Annotated in this window: 15 protein-coding genes; 14 read left to right on the top strand and 1 reads right to left on the bottom strand. The window is 58.1% G+C overall.

Annotated elements, in window-relative coordinates; genetic code table 11:
- Positions 1–83: 83 nt before the first annotated feature.
- From ACFFT4_RS03795 to serS, 7 genes are all read left to right on the top strand, one after another.
- The gene (locus ACFFT4_RS03795) at positions 84–1,838 is read left to right on the top strand and encodes a methyl-accepting chemotaxis protein (protein WP_378045207.1); all 1,755 of its coding nucleotides are present in this window, start codon (positions 84–86) and stop codon (positions 1,836–1,838) included.
- A gap of 104 nt (positions 1,839–1,942) precedes the next feature.
- Positions 1,943–2,965: a S1C family serine protease gene (locus ACFFT4_RS03790; protein ID WP_378045205.1), complete on the top strand. Its 1,023-nt coding sequence runs from the start codon at positions 1,943–1,945 to the stop codon at positions 2,963–2,965.
- Positions 2,966–3,164: 199 nt separating this feature from the next.
- A complete protein-coding gene (locus ACFFT4_RS03785) occupies positions 3,165–4,169 on the top strand; it encodes an ROK family protein (protein ID WP_378045204.1) in 1,005 nt (334 codons plus the stop codon).
- Positions 4,170–4,195: 26 nt separating this feature from the next.
- A complete protein-coding gene (locus ACFFT4_RS03780) occupies positions 4,196–5,413 on the top strand; it encodes an MFS transporter (protein WP_378045202.1) in 1,218 nt (405 codons plus the stop codon).
- Between the two features lie 116 nt (positions 5,414–5,529).
- Entirely contained in the window at positions 5,530–7,392 is a 1,863-nt protein-coding gene (locus ACFFT4_RS03775) for an SLC13 family permease (protein ID WP_378045532.1), read from the top strand.
- A 325-nt stretch (positions 7,393–7,717) separates the two neighbouring features.
- On the top strand, positions 7,718–8,803 hold the full coding sequence (gene serC, locus ACFFT4_RS03770) for a 3-phosphoserine/phosphohydroxythreonine transaminase (protein ID WP_378045201.1): 1,086 nt from the start codon (positions 7,718–7,720) through the stop codon (positions 8,801–8,803).
- Between the two features lie 11 nt (positions 8,804–8,814).
- Positions 8,815–10,104, top strand: a complete 1,290-nt coding sequence (gene serS, locus ACFFT4_RS03765; RefSeq protein WP_378045199.1) for a serine--tRNA ligase — start codon at positions 8,815–8,817, stop codon at positions 10,102–10,104.
- 107 nt (positions 10,105–10,211) lie between these two features.
- Here the strand turns inward: serS and ACFFT4_RS03760 are convergent, their stop codons facing one another.
- Positions 10,212–11,135 carry a hypothetical protein gene (locus ACFFT4_RS03760; RefSeq protein WP_378045197.1) on the bottom strand — a complete coding sequence of 308 codons (924 nt, stop codon included), beginning with the start codon at positions 11,133–11,135 and terminating at the stop codon, positions 10,212–10,214.
- Positions 11,136–11,307: 172 nt separating this feature from the next.
- Between ACFFT4_RS03760 and ACFFT4_RS03755 the strand changes: the two genes are divergently transcribed.
- The 7 genes from ACFFT4_RS03755 (at position 11,308) to ACFFT4_RS03725 (ending at position 21,850) form a co-directional block, all read left to right on the top strand.
- Positions 11,308–12,051 carry a DUF3800 domain-containing protein gene (locus tag ACFFT4_RS03755; RefSeq protein WP_378045196.1) on the top strand — a complete coding sequence of 248 codons (744 nt, stop codon included), beginning with the start codon at positions 11,308–11,310 and terminating at the stop codon, positions 12,049–12,051.
- A gap of 258 nt (positions 12,052–12,309) precedes the next feature.
- Positions 12,310–13,815 carry a TIGR02677 family protein gene (locus ACFFT4_RS03750; protein ID WP_378045194.1) on the top strand — a complete coding sequence of 502 codons (1,506 nt, stop codon included), beginning with the start codon at positions 12,310–12,312 and terminating at the stop codon, positions 13,813–13,815.
- Positions 13,808–15,061 carry a TIGR02678 family protein gene (locus tag ACFFT4_RS03745; protein WP_378045192.1) on the top strand — a complete coding sequence of 418 codons (1,254 nt, stop codon included), beginning with the start codon at positions 13,808–13,810 and terminating at the stop codon, positions 15,059–15,061. Before ACFFT4_RS03750 ends, ACFFT4_RS03745 begins: the two co-directional genes overlap by 8 nt.
- Before the next feature lie 17 nt (positions 15,062–15,078).
- Positions 15,079–19,290, top strand: a complete 4,212-nt coding sequence (locus ACFFT4_RS03740) for a TIGR02680 family protein (protein ID WP_378045190.1) — start codon at positions 15,079–15,081, stop codon at positions 19,288–19,290.
- A complete protein-coding gene (locus ACFFT4_RS03735) occupies positions 19,265–20,809 on the top strand; it encodes a TIGR02679 domain-containing protein (RefSeq protein WP_378045189.1) in 1,545 nt (514 codons plus the stop codon). Before ACFFT4_RS03740 ends, ACFFT4_RS03735 begins: the two co-directional genes overlap by 26 nt.
- Entirely contained in the window at positions 20,791–21,186 is a 396-nt protein-coding gene (locus ACFFT4_RS03730) for a CidA/LrgA family protein (protein WP_378045188.1), read from the top strand. Before ACFFT4_RS03735 ends, ACFFT4_RS03730 begins: the two co-directional genes overlap by 19 nt.
- Complete coding sequence (locus ACFFT4_RS03725) at positions 21,161–21,850, top strand: LrgB family protein (protein WP_378045187.1); 690 nt, start codon at positions 21,161–21,163, stop codon at positions 21,848–21,850. The genes ACFFT4_RS03730 and ACFFT4_RS03725 overlap by 26 nt, the downstream gene beginning before the upstream one ends.
- Positions 21,851–21,913: the final 63 nt, after the last annotated feature.

Below are 21,913 nucleotides of genomic sequence, written 5' to 3'. Positions count from 1 at the left end.
TGAAGGAAAAACAAGGAACCCTGTCGAAAATACTAAGGACTTGAATTATTCCCCCGACTAAAGTCAGAGAGGTATGGACCACCATGACCAGATTCAGGAGTCGTCTCGTTTCGAAGCTTTCGGCATTTATTTTGGCCATATTGATTCTTCTGTCCGTCTCGCTTGTCTACATGCAGGTCGAGAACACGAAAAAGGCGAGCGAGGAAGCGATCGGCTATTTCAGCATTCATACGGCGGAGGCTTATGCGGGGCAATTCGACCTGCAAGCCTACGAAAATTTTCTGCAGGACGCTCAGGAGAACGAGCTGTACTGGAGCCTGCGCGAGGAAATTAACCGTTACCGCGTGCAGATCGGCGCCCTGTATGTGTATACGGTGAAAATAGACGAGCAGAAGCAGCCTTTGCTGCTGATCGACGGGCAGCCAAGGGATTCCGACGCGGCTTCCCCGATCGGCGAAGTAACCGATATGCCGCAGGAGGCGATCGATGCGATCCTTGACGGACGATCGGCCAAGACGGGCATTATCCGCAATCCGGAATACGGAAATTACATCTCCTCCTTCGCTCCTCTGCGCAGCGAAAGCGGAGAGGTGATCGGCGCGATCGGAATTGACACCGACGTCTCCGTATCGCAGACGATCTACCGGGAAGTGATCGGGGAGAACACCTTGCTGTTCGTTCTGACGGGTGTGCTGACGATCGTTTTCTTCGTCTTGATCGTTTTGTTCTTGTCCCGGGCCTTGCGCCCGCTCGGCGCGATCGTTCGCGGAGCGGAAGCGATGGCGCGGGGAAATCTTGCCGAAGCGAAAGCCCAACTGGGAGCGGGCCGATCAAGCCCGAACGATGAAATCGGACAGGCTTATTCTGCGATGATGCAGATGATCGAGAGACTTGGCGTCACTCTCGGAGAAGTTCTGAAGGATATCGCGCTCACCGCCCGCGATCTCGTGCATTCGACCGAACGATTCGGCTCCGAAGCGGAGCGGATGGTCGCGATGAACGTAGAGCTCGAGCGGGCGGCGGCGCAGCTGGCCGACGGCGCGATCAATCAGCGTATCGGGACGGCGCAGAGCGCCAAATCGATGGAGGACATTACGGTCGCCATCCAGAAGGCCTCCGAAGCGTCGGCCAGCGTATCCGGCGCTTCCGGCGAAGCGCTCGATTTCGCGGAAGAGGGAACCGCCTCCATCGGCCGATTGCGGGAGCAGGTGCTGGCGATGGCCGATGTCGCCATGCAGACGACCCGGTCCGTCGACATTCTCAACTCGCATATGGACGAGATCGAGCCGGTGCTGCGGTCGATTACGGATATTGCGGATCAGACGAAGCTGCTTGCGCTTAACGCGTCGATCGAAGCCGCCAGAGCGGGCGAGCATGGCGCGGGCTTCGCGATCGTGGCCGGAGAGGTTCGCAAGCTCGCCGAAGCTTCGGCCGTGTCCGTCGAGCGGATCACCTCGCTGCTGTACCAGGTCAAGCAGGAGTCCGGGCAGATCGATGAGAGAATGCAGCTCGGCAACGAAGGAATGAAGCTGGGCTCCGAGCTGTCCGATCGGGCGGAAACGCTGTTCCGCCTGACGATGGGACGGTTCGGCCACGTGAACGGGCAAATCCAGGAGGTGTCGGCGGTGATCGAGGAAGTATTGGCCGGCTCCGAGGAGGTCGCCGCGTCGGTGGAGCAGATTTCGCAGATTTCCGCCAGAACGGCGGAGAGCACGGAAGCGATCGAGCGAATGTCCGCCCAGCAGCTCGAAGCGGCCAAGCTGATTGCCGATACGACCGAGATGCTGAGGGAGCGGGGCGCCCGGCTGGAAGCGGGCGTAGCGAAGTTTAAACTGTAAAGCCGCGTTCGGGAACTTCATCTATCTTTTACTTCCGTTTAAGTTCCGTTTAAGCTCCATCCTCCATGATAGAAGCATAGAAGGCAACGGGAGGATGATAGAAGATGAACGAACGCAACTGGACGGATACGCAGGAGAACAACGGCGAGCGCGAGCGGACGACGGTATACCCAACCCCGCTGGTGGCATCCTATGAGAAAGAAATGGCGGCGCTCCGACCGCAGCCTTCCCCGGGAAGCGGCGGTTCGAAACGCCGGAGCGGCTCTTCGTTTTCCACTTATGTGGCCTCCTTCCTGGTCGGAGCGATGCTTGTCGGCGGCTTCGGGTATGCGGCGGACCGCGGCAACCTGTTCGGAGGAGGCCAGAGCCCGGCTGCGGGAGCTTCCGGCGGCGGTTCGGAGTCCGCAGCGGGAATTGCCGCGGCGTCCGTGAAGGCGAAGGGCGATCTCGCGTCGGTATTCGATTCGGCCGGTCCGGCTGTAGTGAAGATCGAAAACTATGCGGTTCCGACCTACTCCATGAGAAGTCTCTTCGGAGGCAGGGGAGGCGGGCAGCAGCAGACGGGCGAGCCGCAGCTGGCGGGATCGGGGACGGGGTTCTTTTTCTCGAAGGACGGCTACCTTCTGACCAACGAGCACGTTGTTGCGGACGCGGACGAGCTTAAAGTGACGGTGGAAGGTTACGACGAGCCGCTGACGGCCAAGCTCGTAGGCTCGGATTACGAGCTGGATCTGGCTGTGCTGAAGGTGGAGAGCCCGGACGGACAGGCTTTCCCTACCTTGGAGCTGGGAGATGTCGATCAGACGAGCATTGGGGACTGGGTAATCGCGATCGGCAACCCGTACGGCCTCGATCACACGATGACGCTTGGCGTTCTCAGCGCGAAAGGGCGCGAGATTACGATAGCGGACGAACAGGGCAACCATGTCTATCGGAACCTCCTGCAGACCGACGCATCGATCAACTCGGGCAATTCGGGCGGACCGCTGCTGAATGAGCGGGGCGAGGTCGTCGGAATGAACACGGCGGTTAACGCCGAGGCGCAGGGCATCGGATTTGCGATCCCGTCCTCGGTCATCAAGGAGGCGTTGACCGATCTGATGAACGCGAAGCCCGCCGCCTTCTAAGCGCGAGACCGGAGCGACAACATGAAAATTGATAAGAACGGAGCTGTTCCCTTTCAGCGGTATGGAGAGACCGCGCAGGGGACAGCTCCGTTTTGGCGTTCCTTAGCTAATCTCTTGTCAGCGAGGGGCAATCCTGCTATGATCGAATTAACTTATTAAACGTCTTTAATAAGTCGTTGCGAACGGGAGGAGACATCTCGTGATCGATGGACGATTAACGCCGCAGCCTGCGAAACCGGGGATTATAACGGGCATTCGCACGATATTGCTGGAGCGGGGCAGCGCCACGAAGGCGGAATTAAGCCGCAGCCTGCGGATCAGCTTTCCGACCGCGGGCAAGTTTCTGGACGAAATGGAAGCCCGCGGAGAAGCGGTCTCGGTCGGATACGACGAGTCCAGCGGAGGGAGAAGGGCCAAGAGGTATCGCTACGATGCCGGGTACATGCTGGGACTGGCCGTTTTTTTGGAAAAGGACGAGACGCGCTACATTCTGTTCAACTGCTTGGGGGAGACGATCGAGCAGGGCGGAGCGGACGGTTTTCTGGACGAAGACGCTTCCCGCTTAACGGATCTGATCGAGCGGCTCAGGCTGGCTCATCCCAAGCTTCGTTCCGTATCGCTCGGCGTTCCGGGCGCGGTAAACGACGGGAAGATCTTTCTCATTCCGACTTACGAGAAGTACCGGAATTTCGACCTGAAGAGCTTTGTTCAGGAGCGAACGGGGCTTCCGGCCGTCGTGGAGAACGATATGAACGCCGCCGTGCTCGGCTATATCGCGCGGGCCAAGCCGGGGGACGGATGCACCGCCGTTTATTTGTATTTGGGACAGAACGGGCCGGGAGCCGGAATCGTCGTGAACGGCGAAGTCGTTCGGGGCAAGTCGTTTTTCTCGGGGGAAGTGTCGTTCGTTCCGGTGCGGGATCGCGGCAATTTCGGGGAAGCTTTGTCGAAGGGGGACGCCGATCGGACGGAGGCGATCGGCCGCCTGGTCGCTTCGACGGCCTCGATTCTGAACCCTCATTATTTTATTTTCAATAAGGACGAGATCGGCGAGGCCATGCTGGAACCGATTCTGGAGCGCGCCGCCGCTTACGTTCCGAGGGAGCACCTCCCGAAATTGGCGGCAAGCGAATGGCGCGGAGATTACTTGGCCGGATTGCGGAGCCTGGGGCTGGGCTTGCTGCTCTCGCAAACGGACGGATAAAGACAACGAAGGAGCTTGTGCATTTTATGGCCACTTTTTTTATCCTGATTATTTATTTGGCCTTCATCAGCCTGGGCTTGCCGGATTCCCTGCTCGGGTCGGCATGGCCCGTCATGAGGGTGGAGCTGGGCGCGTCGATCGGCACCGCCGGAGTGATTTCGATGGCGATCGCGGGCTGTACGATCGTGTCGAGCCTGGCCAGCGGAGCCGTCATTCGGCGGTACGGCGTGGGCGCAGTCACGCTTGTGAGCTGCATGCTGACGGCGGGAGCTTTGCTCGGGTTCGCTTGGTCGCCTTCGTTGGTTTGGCTGATCGTGTTCGCGATTCCGCTGGGGTTGGGCGCAGGGTCCGTGGACGCGGGGCTGAACAATTACGTCGCCTTGCATTACAAGGCTCATCACATGAGCTGGCTGCACTGCTTCTGGGGCGTAGGCGCCACGCTGAGCCCGATGATCATGGCCTCCTATATATCCGGCGAAGCCTTGTGGAGGCAAGGCTACCTCACGGTTGCCGCCGTTCAAGGTTCGTTGGTGCTGATCCTGCTGTTCTCCCTTCCTCTGTGGGATAAGGTCGCCGCAAGGAGCCGCGGGAGCCGTCCGGAAGAACGTCATGAACCGGAGACGCAAGTGCGGGAGCCTGCATCCGAAGCTGAATCCGGGTCAACGAAGCCGTGGCGGATTAAAGGGGTCAGGGTCTCGATGATCGCTTTCCTGTTCTATTGCGGCGTGGAGTCCAGCGTAGGCTTATGGGGAAGCAGCTTCCTTGTCGGGATGAAAAAGCTGCCCGCGTCGACGGCGGCGGAGTGGGTTTCCCTGTTTTTCGTCGGCATTACGGTCGGACGCATGATTACGGGGTTTATTACCTTCGGGGTAAGCAATCGCTCGCTTATCCGCTGCGGGCAGCTCACGGCTTTGTTCGGCACGGTGCTGCTCGCGCTGCCCTTGCCTTCCGGTTTCTCGCTTGCGGGATTTATGGTCATCGGCTTGGGGCTGGCGCCGATCTTTCCCTGCATGCTGCACGAGACGCCTGCGCGGTTCGGGAATAAGCATTCCCAATCCATCATGGGCTTCCAGATGGCGGCGGCCTATACGGGCAGCACCTTCGTGCCTCCTCTCCTGGGAGCGCTGGCGTCGTATTCCACGATCGGGATTCTGCCTTTCTTTATCGTCGCGTTTGCCGCGATCATGCTGATCTGCTCGGAAAGGCTGAACCGCTTCTTGAACAGAAAGCCGCAGGCGATTTAGCGGCGCCGGTGCGGCGGAAAGTTGACGTCCGCGGAGCAGCCGTGCTTAAATGGGAGCTAGGCAGGGCCTTCCGCGGGGGAGCCCGACCAATCTTCATGTTGAACGGGAGCCAGACTTTGAACGGACCGATGATCGTTACGTTATCTGTATTGACACTCGCCTCTGTCCTCTTCATATCCGGTAAAGTGCGTTCCGACCTGGTAGCCGTCGGAGCGCTTATTCTGCTCATGCTGTGCGACATTCTGACGCCCGCGGAGGCGCTGTCCGGATTTTCCAATTCCGTCGTAATTATGATGGTCGGCCTGTTCGTCGTGGGCGGCGGCATTTTCCAGACCGGCCTGGCGAAAATGGTCAGCAGCAAAATGCTCCAGCTGGCCGGAACGAACGAAACCCGTCTGCTGGTCATGATCATGATCGTCACTTCGGCGATCGGCGCCTTTGTCAGCAACACGGGCACGATCGCCGTTATGATGCCGATCGTCGTCAGCCTGGCGATGAGCGCGGGAACGAATCCGGGGCGGCTGCTGATGCCGCTTGCTTTCGCCAGCAGTCTCGGCGGCATGCTGACGCTGATTGGAACGCCGCCCAACCTGGTCGTCCAGGAGACGCTTCAGGCGGCGGGATATACGGGCGTCTCGTTTTTCACCTTTACGCCGATCGGTCTGGTCTGCATCGCCGTAGGCGTCGCGTCGCTGCTGTTCCTTAGGCGATTTCTGCCGAAGAATGACCGGGATGCGGAGGGGGACCGCCACGGCCGTTCGCTGCAGGATCTCGTGCGGCAGTATCAGCTCAGGCAGAACCTGTATCGCGTTCAGGTCGGCGGCGGTTCGCCGATTTGCGGCAAGCGGCTGCAGGAGCTCGATATCTCCGCCAGGCACGCCTTGAACATTATCGAGGTGCGGCGCAAAATATCGGCCAAAAACCAGTTTTTCAAGACGATCAACCAGGAGATCGCCGGCTCGCATACGGTGATCGAGGAGGACGATATTTTGTACGTCCACGGCCCTTTCGAGAGCGTTCAGGCGTTCGCGCTCGAGGGCGGCCTGAAGATGCTGGACAGCCGCATTCCGGAGAACAAGGGGACGTCCGGCTCGGAGCAGTACGCGACGGAAGACGTCGGCATTGCCGAGGTGATGCTCACGCCGACCTCGCGGCTCATTAACCGCCTGATCAAGGAATCGGGCTTCCGCGAGAAATATCATGTGAACATTCTCGGCATCCAGCGGAAGGATCAGTACATTTTGCACAGCCTGAAGGAAGAGAAAATGCGCTTCGGCGACGCGATGCTCGTGCAGGGAACGTGGCGCGACATCGCCCGGCTCGCCACCGAGCCGGACGTCGTGGTCGTCGGCCAGCCGAGCGAGGAAGCGCGCAAGGTGACGATGGACAACAAGGCGCCGATCGCCGCGGGCATCATGGGGCTGATGGTGGTGCTGCTCGTCTCCGAGCTGATTCCGGCCGTGGCGTCGGTTATGGTCGCGGCGGTGCTGATGGTCGCGTTCCGCTGCGTGCGCAGCATGGAGGACGCCTACAAGACGATCAACTGGGAGAGCGTCGTGCTGATCGGCGGCATGATCCCGATGTCCACCGCGATCGAGAAGACGGGAGCGGCGGCGCTGCTGTCCGACGGCATGGTCGGGCTGCTCGGCGGCTACGGTCCGCTTATGCTGCTGGCGGGCGTCTACTTTACGACATCGCTGCTGACGATGTTCATCAGCAACACGGCCTGCGCCGTTCTGCTGGCGCCCATCGCGCTGGCGGCCGCCCTGCAGCTCGGCGTCAGTCCGTACCCTTTCCTGTTCGCCGTCTCGGTCGGAGCGAGCATGTGCTTCGCCTCGCCGTTCTCCACGCCGCCGAACGCGCTGGTCATGTCGGCCGGCCGCTACCGGTTCTCGCATTATATTAAGGTCGGCCTGCCGCTGCAGGTCGTTATCGGCGTCGTGATGGTGGCCGCGCTGCCGCTGTTTTTCCCTTTTTGAGCGATCCATGCGCGCGGCTGCCCATCGCGGACAATCGCCCCTTGACAGCCGAAGCTGAAGGCGTTAGTATAATGAGCAATTACACATTCGGATCATGCCTGTGAAGAGCATCCAACTCGGAGGCGTTTTCGTCAAGAACGGCCCGGTCGCCCGCGCCGTATCCTAAGCTTACCGGCCCCGCCCGTTACCGCGGAACCAAGAGGATCGGAACGCCCGCCGCGTTCCGTTCAAGTTGGGTGGCACCGCGAGCAGACGCTCCTCGTCCCAATTCGGACGAAGGGCGTCTTTTGTCGTATACACCCAACCAAGGAAAGGCTGAGGAACCATGAAGAGAAGCTGGAATTTCAACCCGGGGCCGGCCGCGCTGCCGCTTGAAGTGTTGGAGCAGGCGAAGGAAGCGTTCGTCGAGTATGGAGATCAGGGGCTATCGCTGCTGGAAATGTCGCATCGAAGCAAGACGGTGGAGCGGATCGTCGAGGAGACGGAGAGGCTGCTTTTGGAGCTGATCGATCTGCCGTCGGGCTATCGGGTCTTGTTTATGGGAGGGGGAGCGAGCGCCCAGTTTGCGCTCGTTTCGATGAATTTTCTTCGAGCGGGAACAATCGCGCGTTATCTCGTATCCGGCAGCTTCGCGGAGAAGGCGTACCGCGAGGCGCTGACGGTCGGACAGGCGGAAGTGCTGGCGAGCGGCAAGGCGGAGGGCTGGAAGAGGCTCCCCGATGTGCGGCAGTTGAAGGTTCGGACCGATACCGCTTATGTTCACATGACCACGAATAACACGATCGAAGGCTCGCAATTCCGCGACTTTCCCGATACAGGGACGGTTCCGCTGATCGGCGACATGACGAGCGACATTTTAAGCCGGAGGCTGGATTGGACGAAGTTCGCGCTGATCTACGCAGCCGCGCAGAAAAACCTCGGCCCCGCCGGCGTGACGGCCGTTATCGTAAAGGAAGAACTGTTAAGAGCGGGCAGCGCGGACATTCCGGCGATTTTCCAATATCGCACGTACGCCGATAACCATTCTCTCTATAACACGCCTCCGGTCCATGCGATCTACATGATGAAGCTGATGCTGGAGTGGGCCGCGCGTCAGGGCGGCATTCCTGAGCTGGAGAAACGGAACGAACGGAAAATCGGACTCCTTTACGAAGCGATCGACGCCGGGGACGGCTTTTACCGGGGGATCGTGGAGAAACCGTATCGCTCGACGATGAACGCGACATGGCGGATGGCGGACGAAGAGCTGGAGAAGCGGTTCGCGCTGGAATCGGAGCGGGAAGGCTTTATCGGTCTGGCGGGCCATCGCAGCGTCGGAGGGCTTCGCGCTTCGGCCTACAATGCGGTACCCGAGGAAGCTTGCAAGGCGCTTGCAGAATTTATGAACGATTTTCGCAGGAGACGCGGATAGGAGGAAGAGCAATGTTGGAAATGGCGTATATACGCGAGCACGGAGAGCTGCTGCAGCGGACGGCCGACGGCAAAGGCATTGCCCTGTCGGTGGAGGAACTGCTCGAACGGGACGAGCGGAGAAGAAGCTTGCTGCGGGAGGTCGAGCGGCTGCGCGGAGAGCGCAACCGGCTGTCGGAGGTGGTCGGAAAGCTCATGAAGCAGGGGGCCGCGGAAGAAGCGGAGCCGGTCAAACGGGAGGCGCAGGCGGCGAACGACGAATTGGGCGTTCTGGAGGCCGAGCTGGCCGAAGTCGAGGCGGACCTCCGGAGGCTGATGCTGCTGATCCCCAATCCCGTATCGGCGGACACGCCGGAAGGGAAGTCGGATGCGGACAACGTGGAGGTTAAGCGGGTCGGAGAGCCGCCGGGGTTTGAATTCGCGCCTCTGGACCATGTTGAGCTCGGGGAGCGGCTGGGCATCGTCGATCTGCCGCGCGGAGTGAAGATCGGGGGCGCGCGCCAGTACGTGCTGAAGGGAGCGGGCTGGCATCTGCACCGGGCGGTGCAGCAGCTGGCGATGGACGTATTGGAAAGCCGCGGCTTTACCCCGCTGGACGTTCCGTTGATGGTGCGCGGCGAAGCGCTGCGGAACACCGGATTTTTCCCGACGGGAGAGGACCAGGTGTTCGCGATTGCGGAGGAGGACCGCTATTTGGTCGGTACGTCGGAGGTGAGCCTGGTATCGTATCTGGCGGGCGAGATCGTCGAGCTGGACGGCGGCCCGATCCGGCTGGCGGCGGCGACGTCGTGCTTTCGCAGGGAGATCGGTTCGTCGGGGCGCGACGTTCACGGCCTGTACCGGGTGCACCAGTTCTCCAAGGTCGAGCAGGTCGTCGTCTGCGAGAACGATCCCGAGCTGTCGGAGAGGCTGCTGCAAGAAATTACGGACAACGCCGAGCAGATTTTGCGGCTGCTTGAGCTGCCTTACCGGATCGTGGCCGTCTGCATCGGCGATATGTCGCAGAAGACGCACAAGCAGTACGACATCGAGACGTGGATGCCGAGCCGCCAAGCTTACGGCGAGACGCATTCGGCCTCGAATCTGCTCGACTTCCAGGCGCGGAGGGCGAACATCCGCTACCGGGACAGCGAGGGCAAGCTGCGCTGCTGCCATACGCTGAACAACACGGCGATCGCGACGCCGCGCATCCTGATCCCGCTGCTGGAGAACCATCAGAGGGCGGACGGCTCGGTCTACGTGCCCCGGGCCTTGCGACCGTATTTGGGCGGCAGGGAGGAGCTTCGGCCGGACGATTTATAGCTAGATGGGCCCGTAAATGGAATGTACCAACTTACGGTGGATTTTAAAGGGAAAGCTTTCCTGACAATCTATTTTTCTATCACAAAGAAAAAGTCTATAAACAAGATTTATAGGCAAGTATGTAGAAGATTTCTTAGGCGAGCAACGGGTTTTTGAGACTTGGTGTTGCTTAGATATTGCTGCCAAGCCGCATAATGAAGCAAGTTACGGGTTGCCACACCGCGCATTGAAACGCTGTGCATGTTGTGGAACTCCTCGCTCAGCAACTGGACATTTCTTGTGTGCAGGAGCTGTAGTTTCAAGCTTATGGAGCTCTGTTGATCGGTTTTTGAACAATTCAGCTGAACAGAAACAGCATTACGAGGCGCCCAGGCAGGAAGAGAACCATCGTTCAAATAACGTTCTGCAAGACGAGACAACTGGTCTTTAGTACCGAGAAACACGTGGCCGTTGCGATTGTGCGCAACAATCAGTCGATCCGGAGCTGCAGCAGGAGATTCGGATCGACTTTTACGCGGCAATCCTTTTCTGGAGGGTTTAACGGGAATCTCCATGATTTCTATGACTCCGCTATTAAGTTGAGGATGGAGCTTTGAGATAGCGTGCAGCACTTTGTGTCTCCAGGAAAGTGCGGTTGTTTTGCTCATACCCATAGCTCCAGCTATTTTACGAAGCGGCACTCCTTTAAACATGAATTCCAGAAAGATTACAAATTGCTCAGGGGAACGAAGCCCATGCAGAACTCCTGAAGTGTAGTCGTTAAAGGTATATCCCTTATTTCCCCGACGGTTTGGACAGCTTGTGCACTTATATCTATGCCGATCAGAATCGGGTTTCGTTGTTCCGTGACCAACAACATTGGATGCGCTGCCGCACTTAGGGCAAATAATATCGCACTTTGAGCTGTATTTTGCTTCACGGTTGGCCGAATCATCATACCCGACAAACTTGGAGATTTGTTTATAAAGCGGTAATTTTTTTTCTTTAGGAAGCATATTAAGCTGGCGGTAAAGTTGACGAAAGTCTTCCACGCATTTCCCTCCCAATGCATTTTTCTTTCTATCATAACCGAACAAACATTCCCCATCCACAAAAAAATGGTACATTCGACATTCCTTTAGAAACAGTGTTTGAAATCCCGTCAGATTTCGACTTATAGTAGATGTAACTTGGACTTGAAAATTCAAAAATCGGGGGATTAACATGCTTGCCTTTATCGATGAGAGTGGTTTTCCACATCCCAACGACGAAACCCAAAATCCTGTTCTAGCAGCAGTATGTATACCTAAAGAGGCGGTTCGTTTAATCGTTCAGCGCATGTACAAAATCAAAACGGATATTTTCGGCAGGTTCGATGTAGAACTAAAAGCTGTAAATGTTCTAAAACCGAAGTCTCTGACCAGAAATACCAACAACAAACTGTTTGCAGAACGAGTTGTAAATGAGGTCCTGAATAGTGCGTTGAATATTAAAGTGTTTGCGATCGTTATGGATAAACCCGAACGGCCTTTGGATGTAGAGCGAAGCACCTTTCCCAATCATTATCGGTTTCTATTACAGAGGATCAATGGCTATGCCGCATTAAAAACAAGCAAGTGCCTTGTCTGTTTCGACTCTCAGGATGAAGGAAACGACATGATCATTTCTCACAAAATGAGAAACTATTTATTTCGTTCGTTAGAGGGCAACCAGTGTACCTCAATTGTGGAGTCCGCGTTTTTCGTAAGCTCTAAAGTTGAAGAAGGTATTCAATTGGCTGATCTTTGCGCAGGTTTACTTAGAAAATATTATGAGCAGATTGTCGGCGACTCGGCACCAGATGTTTTTTCGAACTGGATTAACGAATTATTCGAGAAGATTCATAGGCAGACATGTTCGGTCCCTTCGCCAGACGGAAGTAAGCAATTGAACGGGATATACCGGATTCCTTCCAGACTTTTGCTGTAAGCCATTGCCTTTTGGTGATTAATGTAAATATTTGGGGGGTTGACTTTCTAATGAAACAAAGGTATGTTCTTCTTAAGACTGGTGTTGTGGTTCTGACTAGGAGCCGCCTTGCGCTGGTCTTATTTTATTTGAATTTCAATTTCAGGTCATCCGGCTTTCGGATGGCTTGTTCGACTTGGCAACAAATTCGTGTTAAATCGTGTTTGTTCGCTATGATAAAATAAATTATATTCAACTGTCAGCGGAGGGATTGTCGCAGTGAACGAGAGAATAACGGCTTCAGCGCTCAGGCCGGTGACCGAGCTGAACTATTTGAACGCGATTAATGTAGCCCGTTACCGCGCGATTATGAGATATATTTATTTGCAATATCAGAGGCTCAAATATTGGCTTAAGCCGGAGGAAATTTTCGAGGGCATACAAGCCTGGGACGTCATAGACGGTTACACGCTGGAGCAGTGCGTTTCGGATCTGGAACAGTTGAAGAACTGGGGCAATCTCGCCTCCCGTCATGACGGTGGAAGAGCGTTGTCGCTTGAGGAATATATGCGCAAGAAGAGTCAATATTTGCTCACCCCGTATGCGATCGAGATTGAGAGAATGCTTGAGGCGTTGGAGAAGGTAAAAGGTTACGGCGGTTCGCTGGAGACGACGTATTTCGATACGATATCGGAATGTATTCAGCAAATTCGTGTAAACGCAGATGGGATGCGTGAAGGCGAGGCGCTGCACAATTGGGAGAAACTCTACGTGGCGTTCAAGACGATGCATGAGAACGCAGCAGATTTCATTGCCAGCATGAACTCGATTCAGGCGGAAGAGATGATGGCGACGGACGGTTTTCTGGCCATGAAGGAAAACCTCGTCAACTATTTGCAGCATTTCGTGAAGAGCCTGCAGCGCAATGCGTACAGAATCGAAGGACAACTGCAGCAGATCTCTCCGCCTCTTGCCGAGCTTTATTTGGCGCATGTGACGGCGGACGAGCTGCGAAAGCCGAGGCTGGAGGAAGGGAAAACGGCGGAGGAACTGATGAGCGAATTCCGTCAAGGCTGGAGCAATCTGATGCGCTGGTTCGTGGGGGATGCGATCAACGTCAGCGAGCTTACGCTGCTGGAGAAAGCGACCAAGGACACGATCGCCAAAGTCGTGCGCAGCGCGGTACGCCTTCAGGAGCGCAGGCGCGGCGGCGCGAGCCGAAGACTGGATTTGGAGCTTGTCGCGGAGAGGTTCGCGGCCATGGACAAGATGGAGGATGCGCATCGTTTCGCGGCGTATGTATTCGGGCTGTTTCCCGCCCGACATCTGCAAGGCGAGGATCGTCGCGAGACGGAACGGGCGGATGCTTCGACCTGGGAGGAGCCGCCGAATATTCGGCTGATCCGCACACGCAGCCGCAGGCGCGTCTCCAAGGGAGCTTCCGAGCCGATGCGCAGCCACGGAGCGAAGCGGGAAGCGTATCGGGAGCAGGTTCAGGAGCTGCTTGCCGAGGAGAGCGCTTTTACGGAGCGGATGCTCGGCTACGGCTCGATCCGGATCGAGGAGCTGCCTCAGGTGGACGGGAAAGAGCGGATGCGGCTGCTGCAGTGGATCGGCCGCTGCTCGGCGGTCGAAGCGCGTTCGTTCGTTACGGCGGACGGGTTTCGGGTGTCGGTGAGCAAGCCGAAACCGGACGATACGGCGGTGCTCCGATGTGAGGACGGCGATCTGACGATGCGGAATTACCGGATAGAAGTGACGAGAGGAGAGCTCGCACGTGGCTAAAGGCGGAACGACCTCCTATGCGATCCGCAGAATGCGGACAAGCAAACGGGCGGACGCGGAGCAATGGAACGAGCGGCGCCGGGCATGCGCGCATGCCTTGCTCAACCGAACGTGGATTACGAAGGATTCCGATCCTGAGATGTTTTACTGGATTAAAGATCAATATACCGAATTAAGAGATTGGTTTTCCGAATATACCGGCTTTGTGCTTCTTCTGACCCGTACGATGGCCAAACTGGACAAGGCTCCTCTCGTTGCACAGTCCTGGATGGGCATCACGGAATTCCGGGAAGTGAGAGATTATACCTTTTTTACTTATGCGTTATGGTTTCTCGAAGGGAAGACGGAGCTGGACCAGTTCGTGCTGACCGACATCGTGGAACAGGTAGGCGAGCAGATGGCTGCTGCCGGAACGACTGTAGATTGGGAAAATTACCAACACCGGCTCTCGATGGTGCGGGCGCTGAAAAAGCTGCGACAGCTCGGCGTACTTGTCGGCATCGATGGGGACGAGTCCGACTGGGCGGCGCACAGCGGGCAGAAGAACGTGCTGTACGAATGCTCCCCGAGCACTCGATACGTTCTCCGGCATTTTCCTCGCCCGCTGGGGCAGTACCGGTTGGCGGACGACTTCAACGAATTGATCGTCTACCCGGAGACGGCGGACGGAGAGCTTCGCCGGCGCCGTCATCGGGTGTTTCGCCGGCTGCTGCTGGAACCGGCCGTGTCGGATACGGATTGGCATCCGGACGACCTGTACTACGTTGTCACGCAGCGGCGCACGATTATCGACAATATGCAGTTTATGTTTGGCATGGAGGGGTCTCGTTACCGGGAGGGGCTTTACTTTTTTTATCCGGAGCTAAGCGCGGAGTGCGATTTGTTTCCAACGGCGGCGGCGGTCTCGGATTTAACGCTGCTGTTCGCGGGAGAGCTGCGGCGCAGATTGGGCGAGCGGGATTGGTTCGTGACCGAGCAAGGGACAATCGAGCTGACCCGTACGGATGTAGAGAGCATTCTCTATGCGTTAAAAAGACAGTTCGAAGACTATTGGAGCAAAGAGCATCGCTCGATGGGGCTCCCCGAATTGGCGACAGCGCTGACCGCGCACATGTCCGAATGGGGGCTTGGCGCGTGGCGGCAGCAGGAGGGCGGCGGTCAAGGAGAACGCTTCATCGTGTCGGCGGTGCTGTCTCGCTGGAATGCGGATTATTCCTTCGATGAGGATGAGAGGGACATGGGATAAGAGGGAGTGACTTGGAGATGCAGGAGCAGGAGGCAAGAGCGAACGAGCAAGGACGATGGCAAATGTCGCGCGCAGGCATTCTGAATTTTTGGTTTTATGAAGATGAGGAGTTTGTGCTTGAAGACGGTCGTCTTGTGCTGCGAGGCGCCAACGGGTCGGGCAAGTCGGTAACGATGCAGAGCTTTCTGCCGCTCGTGCTGGACGGAGACAAGCGTCCTCATCGACTGGACCCGTTCGGATCGAAGGATCGCCGGATTGAATTTTATTTGCTGGGGGAGAAGGACGAGCACACAGACAGAACCGGCTACCTCTGGCTGGAATTTCGGCATACGAAAAAGGAGATTTACAAGACGGTCGGCATCGGCCTTAGAGCTCGCAAAGGAATGGCGCAAGTCGGCTTCTGGGGGTTTGTGCTGGAGGACGGCAGGCGCGTCAACCACGATTTTTGGCTGTACGATCGGGTGCTGGAGCGCGAAGGGGCGGGCAAGTTCCCGCTTGATCGCAAGTCGCTTGAGACAAGCATTGCCGCGGGCGGTCAAGTTGTGCAGGAGCAGGGGGCCTATCGCGAGCTGGTCAATCGGGCCTTGTTCAACTTCTACGATCGGGACGCTTATACGGATTTGCTTCAGCTGCTCGTGCAGCTTCGCAGTCCGAAGCTGTCCAAAGATGTAAAGCCGACGGCGATCTACGAGGTGCTCGTTCAGGCGCTTCCGCCGCTGCATGAGGAAGAATTGCGTCCGCTCTCCGAAGTGATGGAGGACATGGACCAGCTTGCCGATCGGCTGGACGAGCTGAAGCTGCATGAAGCGGAGCTGACGAAGCTGAATCGCAGCTACGAGCAATACAATCGGTATCACGTATATCAGAGCGGCGAACGATTGCTGCATGCCAAAGCCGACAGCGACGAGACGCATCGGCAATCCGGCGCTTTGTTGAAGCAACTGCAGGCAGAGTTAAATGAAGAGGCCAGGGCGAAGGAGGAACTGCAGGCAGCGCGGGAGCGGATTGTGGCGATCGATTCGGAACTGGAATTGCTGTCTCGCAGCGAAGCGATGGAGAAGCAGCGCGAGCTGGAGCAGGCTGAGCGGTCCCTGCAGGAGACGCAGCGGTATGCGGAGCAGACGCAGAAGCGGTTGGCTGCGGCGCTGGCAGGCCGGGATGCGGCGCAGCATGCCCGTAAGAAGGCGCAAGCCGAATTGGCGGAACAACTGGCGAATCAGACGAACGCGTTGGAGCATTTGGAAGGTCTGGCCGGCGATATGGAGTTCGGCCATCATGGCGTCTATCATCGCTACTGGATGCCGGAGCCGCCGGAGGAGACCGGATTTGCCGGAGCATGGCTCAAGGATTTGGAAGAGCATCGCGCAGCGGTGGCGGAGGCGGTCAAGCTCGCCGAACAGGAGCGGGAGACGGAGCGCCGGGTAGCCGAATACGACAGGGAGCTTGGTCGGATGAGGGCGCAGCGCGATGAAGCCGAACGGGCGATGAGAGCGGCGGAAGCCAACGCCGAGGATACGCTGCATCGTTGGAAGGAAGGCGTGTTGGAGTGGAAGGAAGAACTGCGGGAGCTTAAGCTCGGAGAACAAGCGGTTCAGCTTTTGTTTGAGGCCAGTGCGGATTTGACTTACGAACATCAGGATATGGAGGCGGTGCTGCGCCCGGCCAAGGAGGAAGCCGATCGCCAGAAGCAACTGCTGACGGTGAGCAAGCTGGAGCTGGAGCAGCAGGTGAGGCTGGTCCGCGACGAGACGCGGAGGCTGGAGGAGGAGAAGCGGGAATGGCAGAGCGCTCGCGAGCCGGAGCCGCCGCGCAGCGAGGCGCGTATCGCGACGCGAAGCGGCTATGGCGCGGGGCAAGGCGCGCCGCTATTCGAGCTGTGCGAGTTCCGCAGCTCGCTGTCTCCGCAGGAGCAGGCTTCGATCGAACAAACGCTGTTGGCCAGCGGGCTGCTCGATGCCTGGGTGAGACCGGACGGGACAATCGGACGGGTGACGGAGCGGGACGAAGAAGTGTGGATTACGCCAGCGCCTCTGGAGTGGGGTTATACGCTTGCAGATGTGCTGAAGCCGATGCCGACGCCGGAATCGGGAGTGTCCGAGGAGATTGTGGAAGAAGCGCTGCGCTCGTTCACCTGGGGCGAAGGATTCGACGGAGCTGCAGTGCCGTCTGTCGGAGCGGCGCAAGGAGTGACCGTCGGCAGCGACTATTATCAATTCGGAGCGGTGACGGGGAAGCTCGGAGCTTCGGAACGACGGGCGCAGTATATCGGCAAGGAGGCGCGCAGGCAGTTTAAGCTGGCCGAAATTGCGAGGTTAACCCGCCAGATCGAGGAGGGGGAGCGGCAGCTCGGCGAGTTGGCGGCCGAAATCTCGGCGCTGGAAGCTTCGATGGCGGCCATCGACGAGGAACTGAAGCTCTTTCCGCTGCATGAGGAGCTTCATACGGCCGTGAAAGAGGCCTGGAAGCGTCAGTACGACGAGACGGCCCGGTTCCAATTGTATATGGAACAGGAAGCGCGCAAGGCGGAGGAGCTGAGAGCGCAGCAGGAGCAATGGGCGCGATTGAAGCGGGATTTGATTGCGGCTACGGCGCAGTGGAACCGTCTGAAAAATGCGCGAGCGCTCAGAGAAGCGCTGGATGCCGTCTCCAGCTATCGGGAGACCGTTTCCGAGCTGCTTGCCGATTGGCGTATTTATGCGCAGGCGGCCAAACAGGAGGAAAGACATGCGTCCGACGTTGCGGCGTATGCCGAGCAAGCGGAATTCGAGGAGGCGCAGCGCGACGAGCTGCAGGACAAGCTGTATGGCTATCGCGTCAAGGTGGAACAATTGCGCAAGCTGATGGAGGAGCTTGGCATCAGCGATCTTCATGCGCGCGTCAGCGGGCTGAGAACTCGCCGCGAGGAGACGGCGAAGGCGCAGCAGCGTCTCGCCGATTTGCGGGCGGAGTTGGCGGGCCGTCTCGGCGGGCTGCGTGAGCGGCAAAGGCAGCTTGCGGAGCAGGAGAGCGAGCGGCTGGAGCGACTGGAACGATCCGAGCGGTTGTTCCGCGAGGAGCTCGGCCTGCAGCTTATTCCCGAGCTGCTGCCGGATGAGGCGGAGAGCGAGCGGGCTTTCGTTAATGTTGCTCAGGCGCTGGAAGGCGGGCGCGACGAGTTGATGCGGGCTTGCAAGCAAGCGGTGGCGCTGTTCGAACCGGCCATGTCGCGAACGAGCAAAGAGCGGCTGGGCAGCATCTTGCAGGATCAATACAATGCCACCAAGCATCTGCTGGTCGAATATGTGATTGAAGCGGAGATCAACGAACAAGGCCGCATCATGCTCATGTCGATGAGAGATCGGACGAGACCGATGAAGCCGGCGGCTTTGTTGGCTGAAATGAATCTCATCTTGGCAGAACAGCAGGACTTGCTTAGCGAGAAGGATCGTGAGCTGTTCGAGGAAGTTATTTTGCGCAGCGTCGGCAAAGCCATTCGCCAGCGTATTCAACGCGCGGAGCTGTGGATGAAGACGATGAACAAGCTGATGTCCGAGCGCAATACGTCAAGCGGGTTAAAGCTGCAGCTGCAATGGCTGCCCAAGGCTGCTCAAACGGAGCAGGAGCTGAACAGCGACGAGCTTGTCGCGCTGCTGCGACGCGACGCCCATTTGCTGCACGACGAGGAAGTCGAGCGGCTGATCGCGCATTTCCGTTCGCGAATTCAGTGGGCGAAGCAGGGAGCCGCCGAAGAAAGGGAAGCGCTGCGCAAGCATCTGTACGAGATGCTGGATTACCGGACATGGTTCCAGTTTTCCCTGCGCTATAAGAAAGGGGAAGAAGCGCAGTATCGGGAATTGACAGACCCTCGCTTTAACGTGCTGAGCGGCGGAGAGAAGGCGATGTCGATGTACATCCCGCTGTTCGCGGCAACTTATTCCCGTTACGCGGATGCCGGACCCGAGGCTCCTAAAATCATTTCGCTGGATGAGGCGTTCGCCGGGGTGGATGATGAAAATATTCGCGATCTGTTCGGTCTGCTCACGCAGATGGATTTCGACTATATGATGACTTCGCAGGTGCTGTGGGGCTGCTACGACACAGTGCCGCGACTGTCGATCTGCGAAATTTACCGTCCGAAGGATGCAAGCTTCGTGACGCTGTTCCGCTACCGGTGGAATGGGAAAACGAGAGAGTATATTGCGGATGCGGGAGAGTCGGAGCAGGATGAGCGAGACACAATCGAAGTTTGAGGAGGCTGTTCGGACGTATTTCGGGCAACAGGGGTTTCACCGATTTCTTGTCGAACTGCGCGCGAGACTTGAGTCGTCGAGTTCCGGTCCGCGGGGCTATGTGGCGCTGCACCGTCCGACGGAAGAGGAATTCGAAGTGCTGGACGGCTTCTACGGCACTTACACGTCTGACCGGAGCCAGTCTGACTATCGTTACTCCATTCTTCGATTCGAGCGCTTGCTGCGCTCAAGCCGATTTCAGTTGTCGGTTCCGGAACTGCTTGGGCTTCTGAGCGGGAGGCAGGTGCGGACGCGCGGCGAACGGAGAGCGGCGGCAGCGGGAGCTTGGGAGACGATGATCCGCGAAGCGGTTGAGGAGGTTTACGTATCTCGCTTTCAGGCTTCGAACATGAATGCTAAAGAAGCGGACGGGATAGAGAACGAACTCATAGCGCGTGGGAGGCAGATTGCGAAATGGGTTGAAGGCATGCAGGACGAGACATCTCCTGGCGTGCGGATCCTGCGCAAGCTGTTTGCGGCAGGGCCGAAGGAGGCGGGACGCGCGTTGCTGAACACCGTTCGGGCGCTGCTCGCCTTGGCCGAGATGCAGGTTAAAGCCGGCCCGGCGCCGGATTGGGAGCAGATCCGTTTGCCCGTCCTCTCCGCCCAAGCGACAGGCGACGCTCATGCGCTGGACTGGAAGCACCCGCAAGGGCGGTTATTCTGGTGGGGATTGGTAGCCAGCGCCGGCGTCCATTCGCGCGAGGGGGGATTTGCGGCCTTTTCAGATATAGACTCCGACGAGGATTCGCTTGTAAAAGAGCGAGCAGTCCCCAGTTTTTCGCAAGCACAGCTGATTCGCGAAGGTTATCGCCGAGGAGGCGTGGCGGACGACGACCTGTCTTCGCAAGTGATGTTTTTCGCACCGGGATGGGACTCGCTTTGGGAAGAGCGGATACTTACGCTGCGACAAGTGGAAAGAATGACGGGAACTCCGGCAGGGAGGCTGAACAGTACTGCGGTTTACGCAGTAGAGAATCCGTCTGTTTTTGCAATGTTGGCGGATGCGGCTGCAAAGCAATATCAGAGGAGCGGATTGCGAGGGCAATCTCCTGATCGGACGGGGAAGAACCTGCCGCTTCTCGTCTGCGTAAGCGGGCAGCCGAGCGTAGCGGTAGTGAAGCTGCTTGAGTTCGTGCTCGGAGGTGTTAGGAAAGATGCTCCTCTGTTACTGTATTCCGGTGACATTGACGTTAAAGGGCTGGAGATCGCACTTGGATTACAGCAACGCTTTCCACAGCGTTATCGTCCATGGAAAATGGACTCGGAACACTACACGCGCTACGCGCATCGCGGAATTCCACTTACGGAAGCGGAGAGGCAGCGTCTTGAAGACTTCGAAGCTCCCTGGGAGCCGAAGCTGGGGAGCTTGATGTCGGCCGAGGGCTTCAAGCTCCATCAGGAGCTGTGGGTGAACGAATTGCTGGCCGACTGGCTCGATGCGTTCGATGAGGCCGCAACATGTCGCGAAGGAGAGTGACAGCAATCGTGAAGGGCATCGCGATCTTGATTGCGTTCTATTTGGCGGGAGTCGGGCTCGAGGCCTGGCTCCATCTGCCGATTCCGGCCAACGTGACCGGCATGATTTTGCTTGCGTTGTGTTTGTTCGCGGGCATCGTGAAGCTGGAATGGATCGAGAAGGAATCCGGGCTGCTGCTCCGGCATATGGGCCTGTTCTTCGTACCGGCGATCGTAGGGACGATCGCGTTCGCGGATCTGATGAAGACGCATTGGCTCTACGTTGTCGCCGGCGTCGTTCCCGGCACGCTGCTCGTCATGGCGGTCTCCGGCTTCGTAACGAAGGGATTAAGCCGAAAGGAGAAGGAAGCCCATGACTCTGCCGACGTGGCTGGATAACCCGGCGTTCGGCGCCGGATTAACCTTGCTGGTCTATTGCGCGGCGGTATGGGGCAAGAGCAAGCGGCGAGGGATCAACCCGCTCGTGGTTTCCTCGCTGTTCCTGATCGCCTTCCTGTCGATAACGGGAATTCCGTACGAGTCTTACCGCATCGGGGGAGATTGGATCGCCTACGGTCTGGGGCCCGCGACGGTCGCGCTGGCGGTTCCCCTCTACAAGCACGCGGCCGCCATTCGCCGCGCGCTGGGCCCCGTCCTTCTGGGCATAACCGCCGGTTCGATTCTGTCCCTGGCCGCCGTACTGCTGCTGCTCCATATCCCCGGAAGCCCGAGGGAGCTGCTCTTGTCCATGCTGACGAAGTCGGTCTCCTCGCCGATCGCGCTGGAAATCACGAAGCGCACGGGAGGAATTCCCGAGCTTAGCGCCGTGTTCGCGGTTTTATCCGGTTTATTCGGCAGCGTGGCCGGCCCGTCGTTCATGCGCCTGTGCGGCCTCCGCGACGACGTCCCCCTCGGCGTCGGCGTCGGCACAAGCTCCCACGGAATCGGAACGGCCAGGCTGCTGTTGGATTCGGAGTGGGCGGGAGGCGTCAGCGGCTTCTCGATGGCCGCGGCGGGGATCGCGACTTCGATTTTGATGATACCGGTATACGGGTGGCTGTAACGCCCCGATTTGACGTTTTTATGACGTCTGGTCGGGGCTTTTTGTTTTTTCTGCGTTAATGTG

This window comes from Cohnella cellulosilytica (assembly GCF_042431195.1).
In the GTDB taxonomy this organism is placed as follows: Bacteria; Bacillota; Bacilli; order Paenibacillales; family Paenibacillaceae; genus Cohnella; species Cohnella cellulosilytica.
Note: the sequence above shows the minus strand (reverse complement) of the source record. Positions and strands in the feature narration are given on the sequence as shown.

Coding starts and splice junctions, on each gene's coding strand:
- ACFFT4_RS03795 (WP_378045207.1), top strand. CDS start 84: ATGACCAGATTCAGGAGTCGTCTCGTTTCGAAGCTTTCGGCATTTATT.
- ACFFT4_RS03790 (WP_378045205.1), top strand. CDS start 1,943: ATGAACGAACGCAACTGGACGGATACGCAGGAGAACAACGGCGAGCGC.
- ACFFT4_RS03780 (WP_378045202.1), top strand. CDS start 4,196: ATGGCCACTTTTTTTATCCTGATTATTTATTTGGCCTTCATCAGCCTG.
- serC (WP_378045201.1), top strand. CDS start 7,718: ATGAAGAGAAGCTGGAATTTCAACCCGGGGCCGGCCGCGCTGCCGCTT.
- serS (WP_378045199.1), top strand. CDS start 8,815: ATGTTGGAAATGGCGTATATACGCGAGCACGGAGAGCTGCTGCAGCGG.
- ACFFT4_RS03755 (WP_378045196.1), top strand. CDS start 11,308: ATGCTTGCCTTTATCGATGAGAGTGGTTTTCCACATCCCAACGACGAA.
- ACFFT4_RS03740 (WP_378045190.1), top strand. CDS start 15,079: ATGCAGGAGCAGGAGGCAAGAGCGAACGAGCAAGGACGATGGCAAATG.
- ACFFT4_RS03735 (WP_378045189.1), top strand. CDS start 19,265: ATGAGCGAGACACAATCGAAGTTTGAGGAGGCTGTTCGGACGTATTTC.
- ACFFT4_RS03730 (WP_378045188.1), top strand. CDS start 20,791: ATGTCGCGAAGGAGAGTGACAGCAATCGTGAAGGGCATCGCGATCTTG.
- ACFFT4_RS03725 (WP_378045187.1), top strand. CDS start 21,161: ATGACTCTGCCGACGTGGCTGGATAACCCGGCGTTCGGCGCCGGATTA.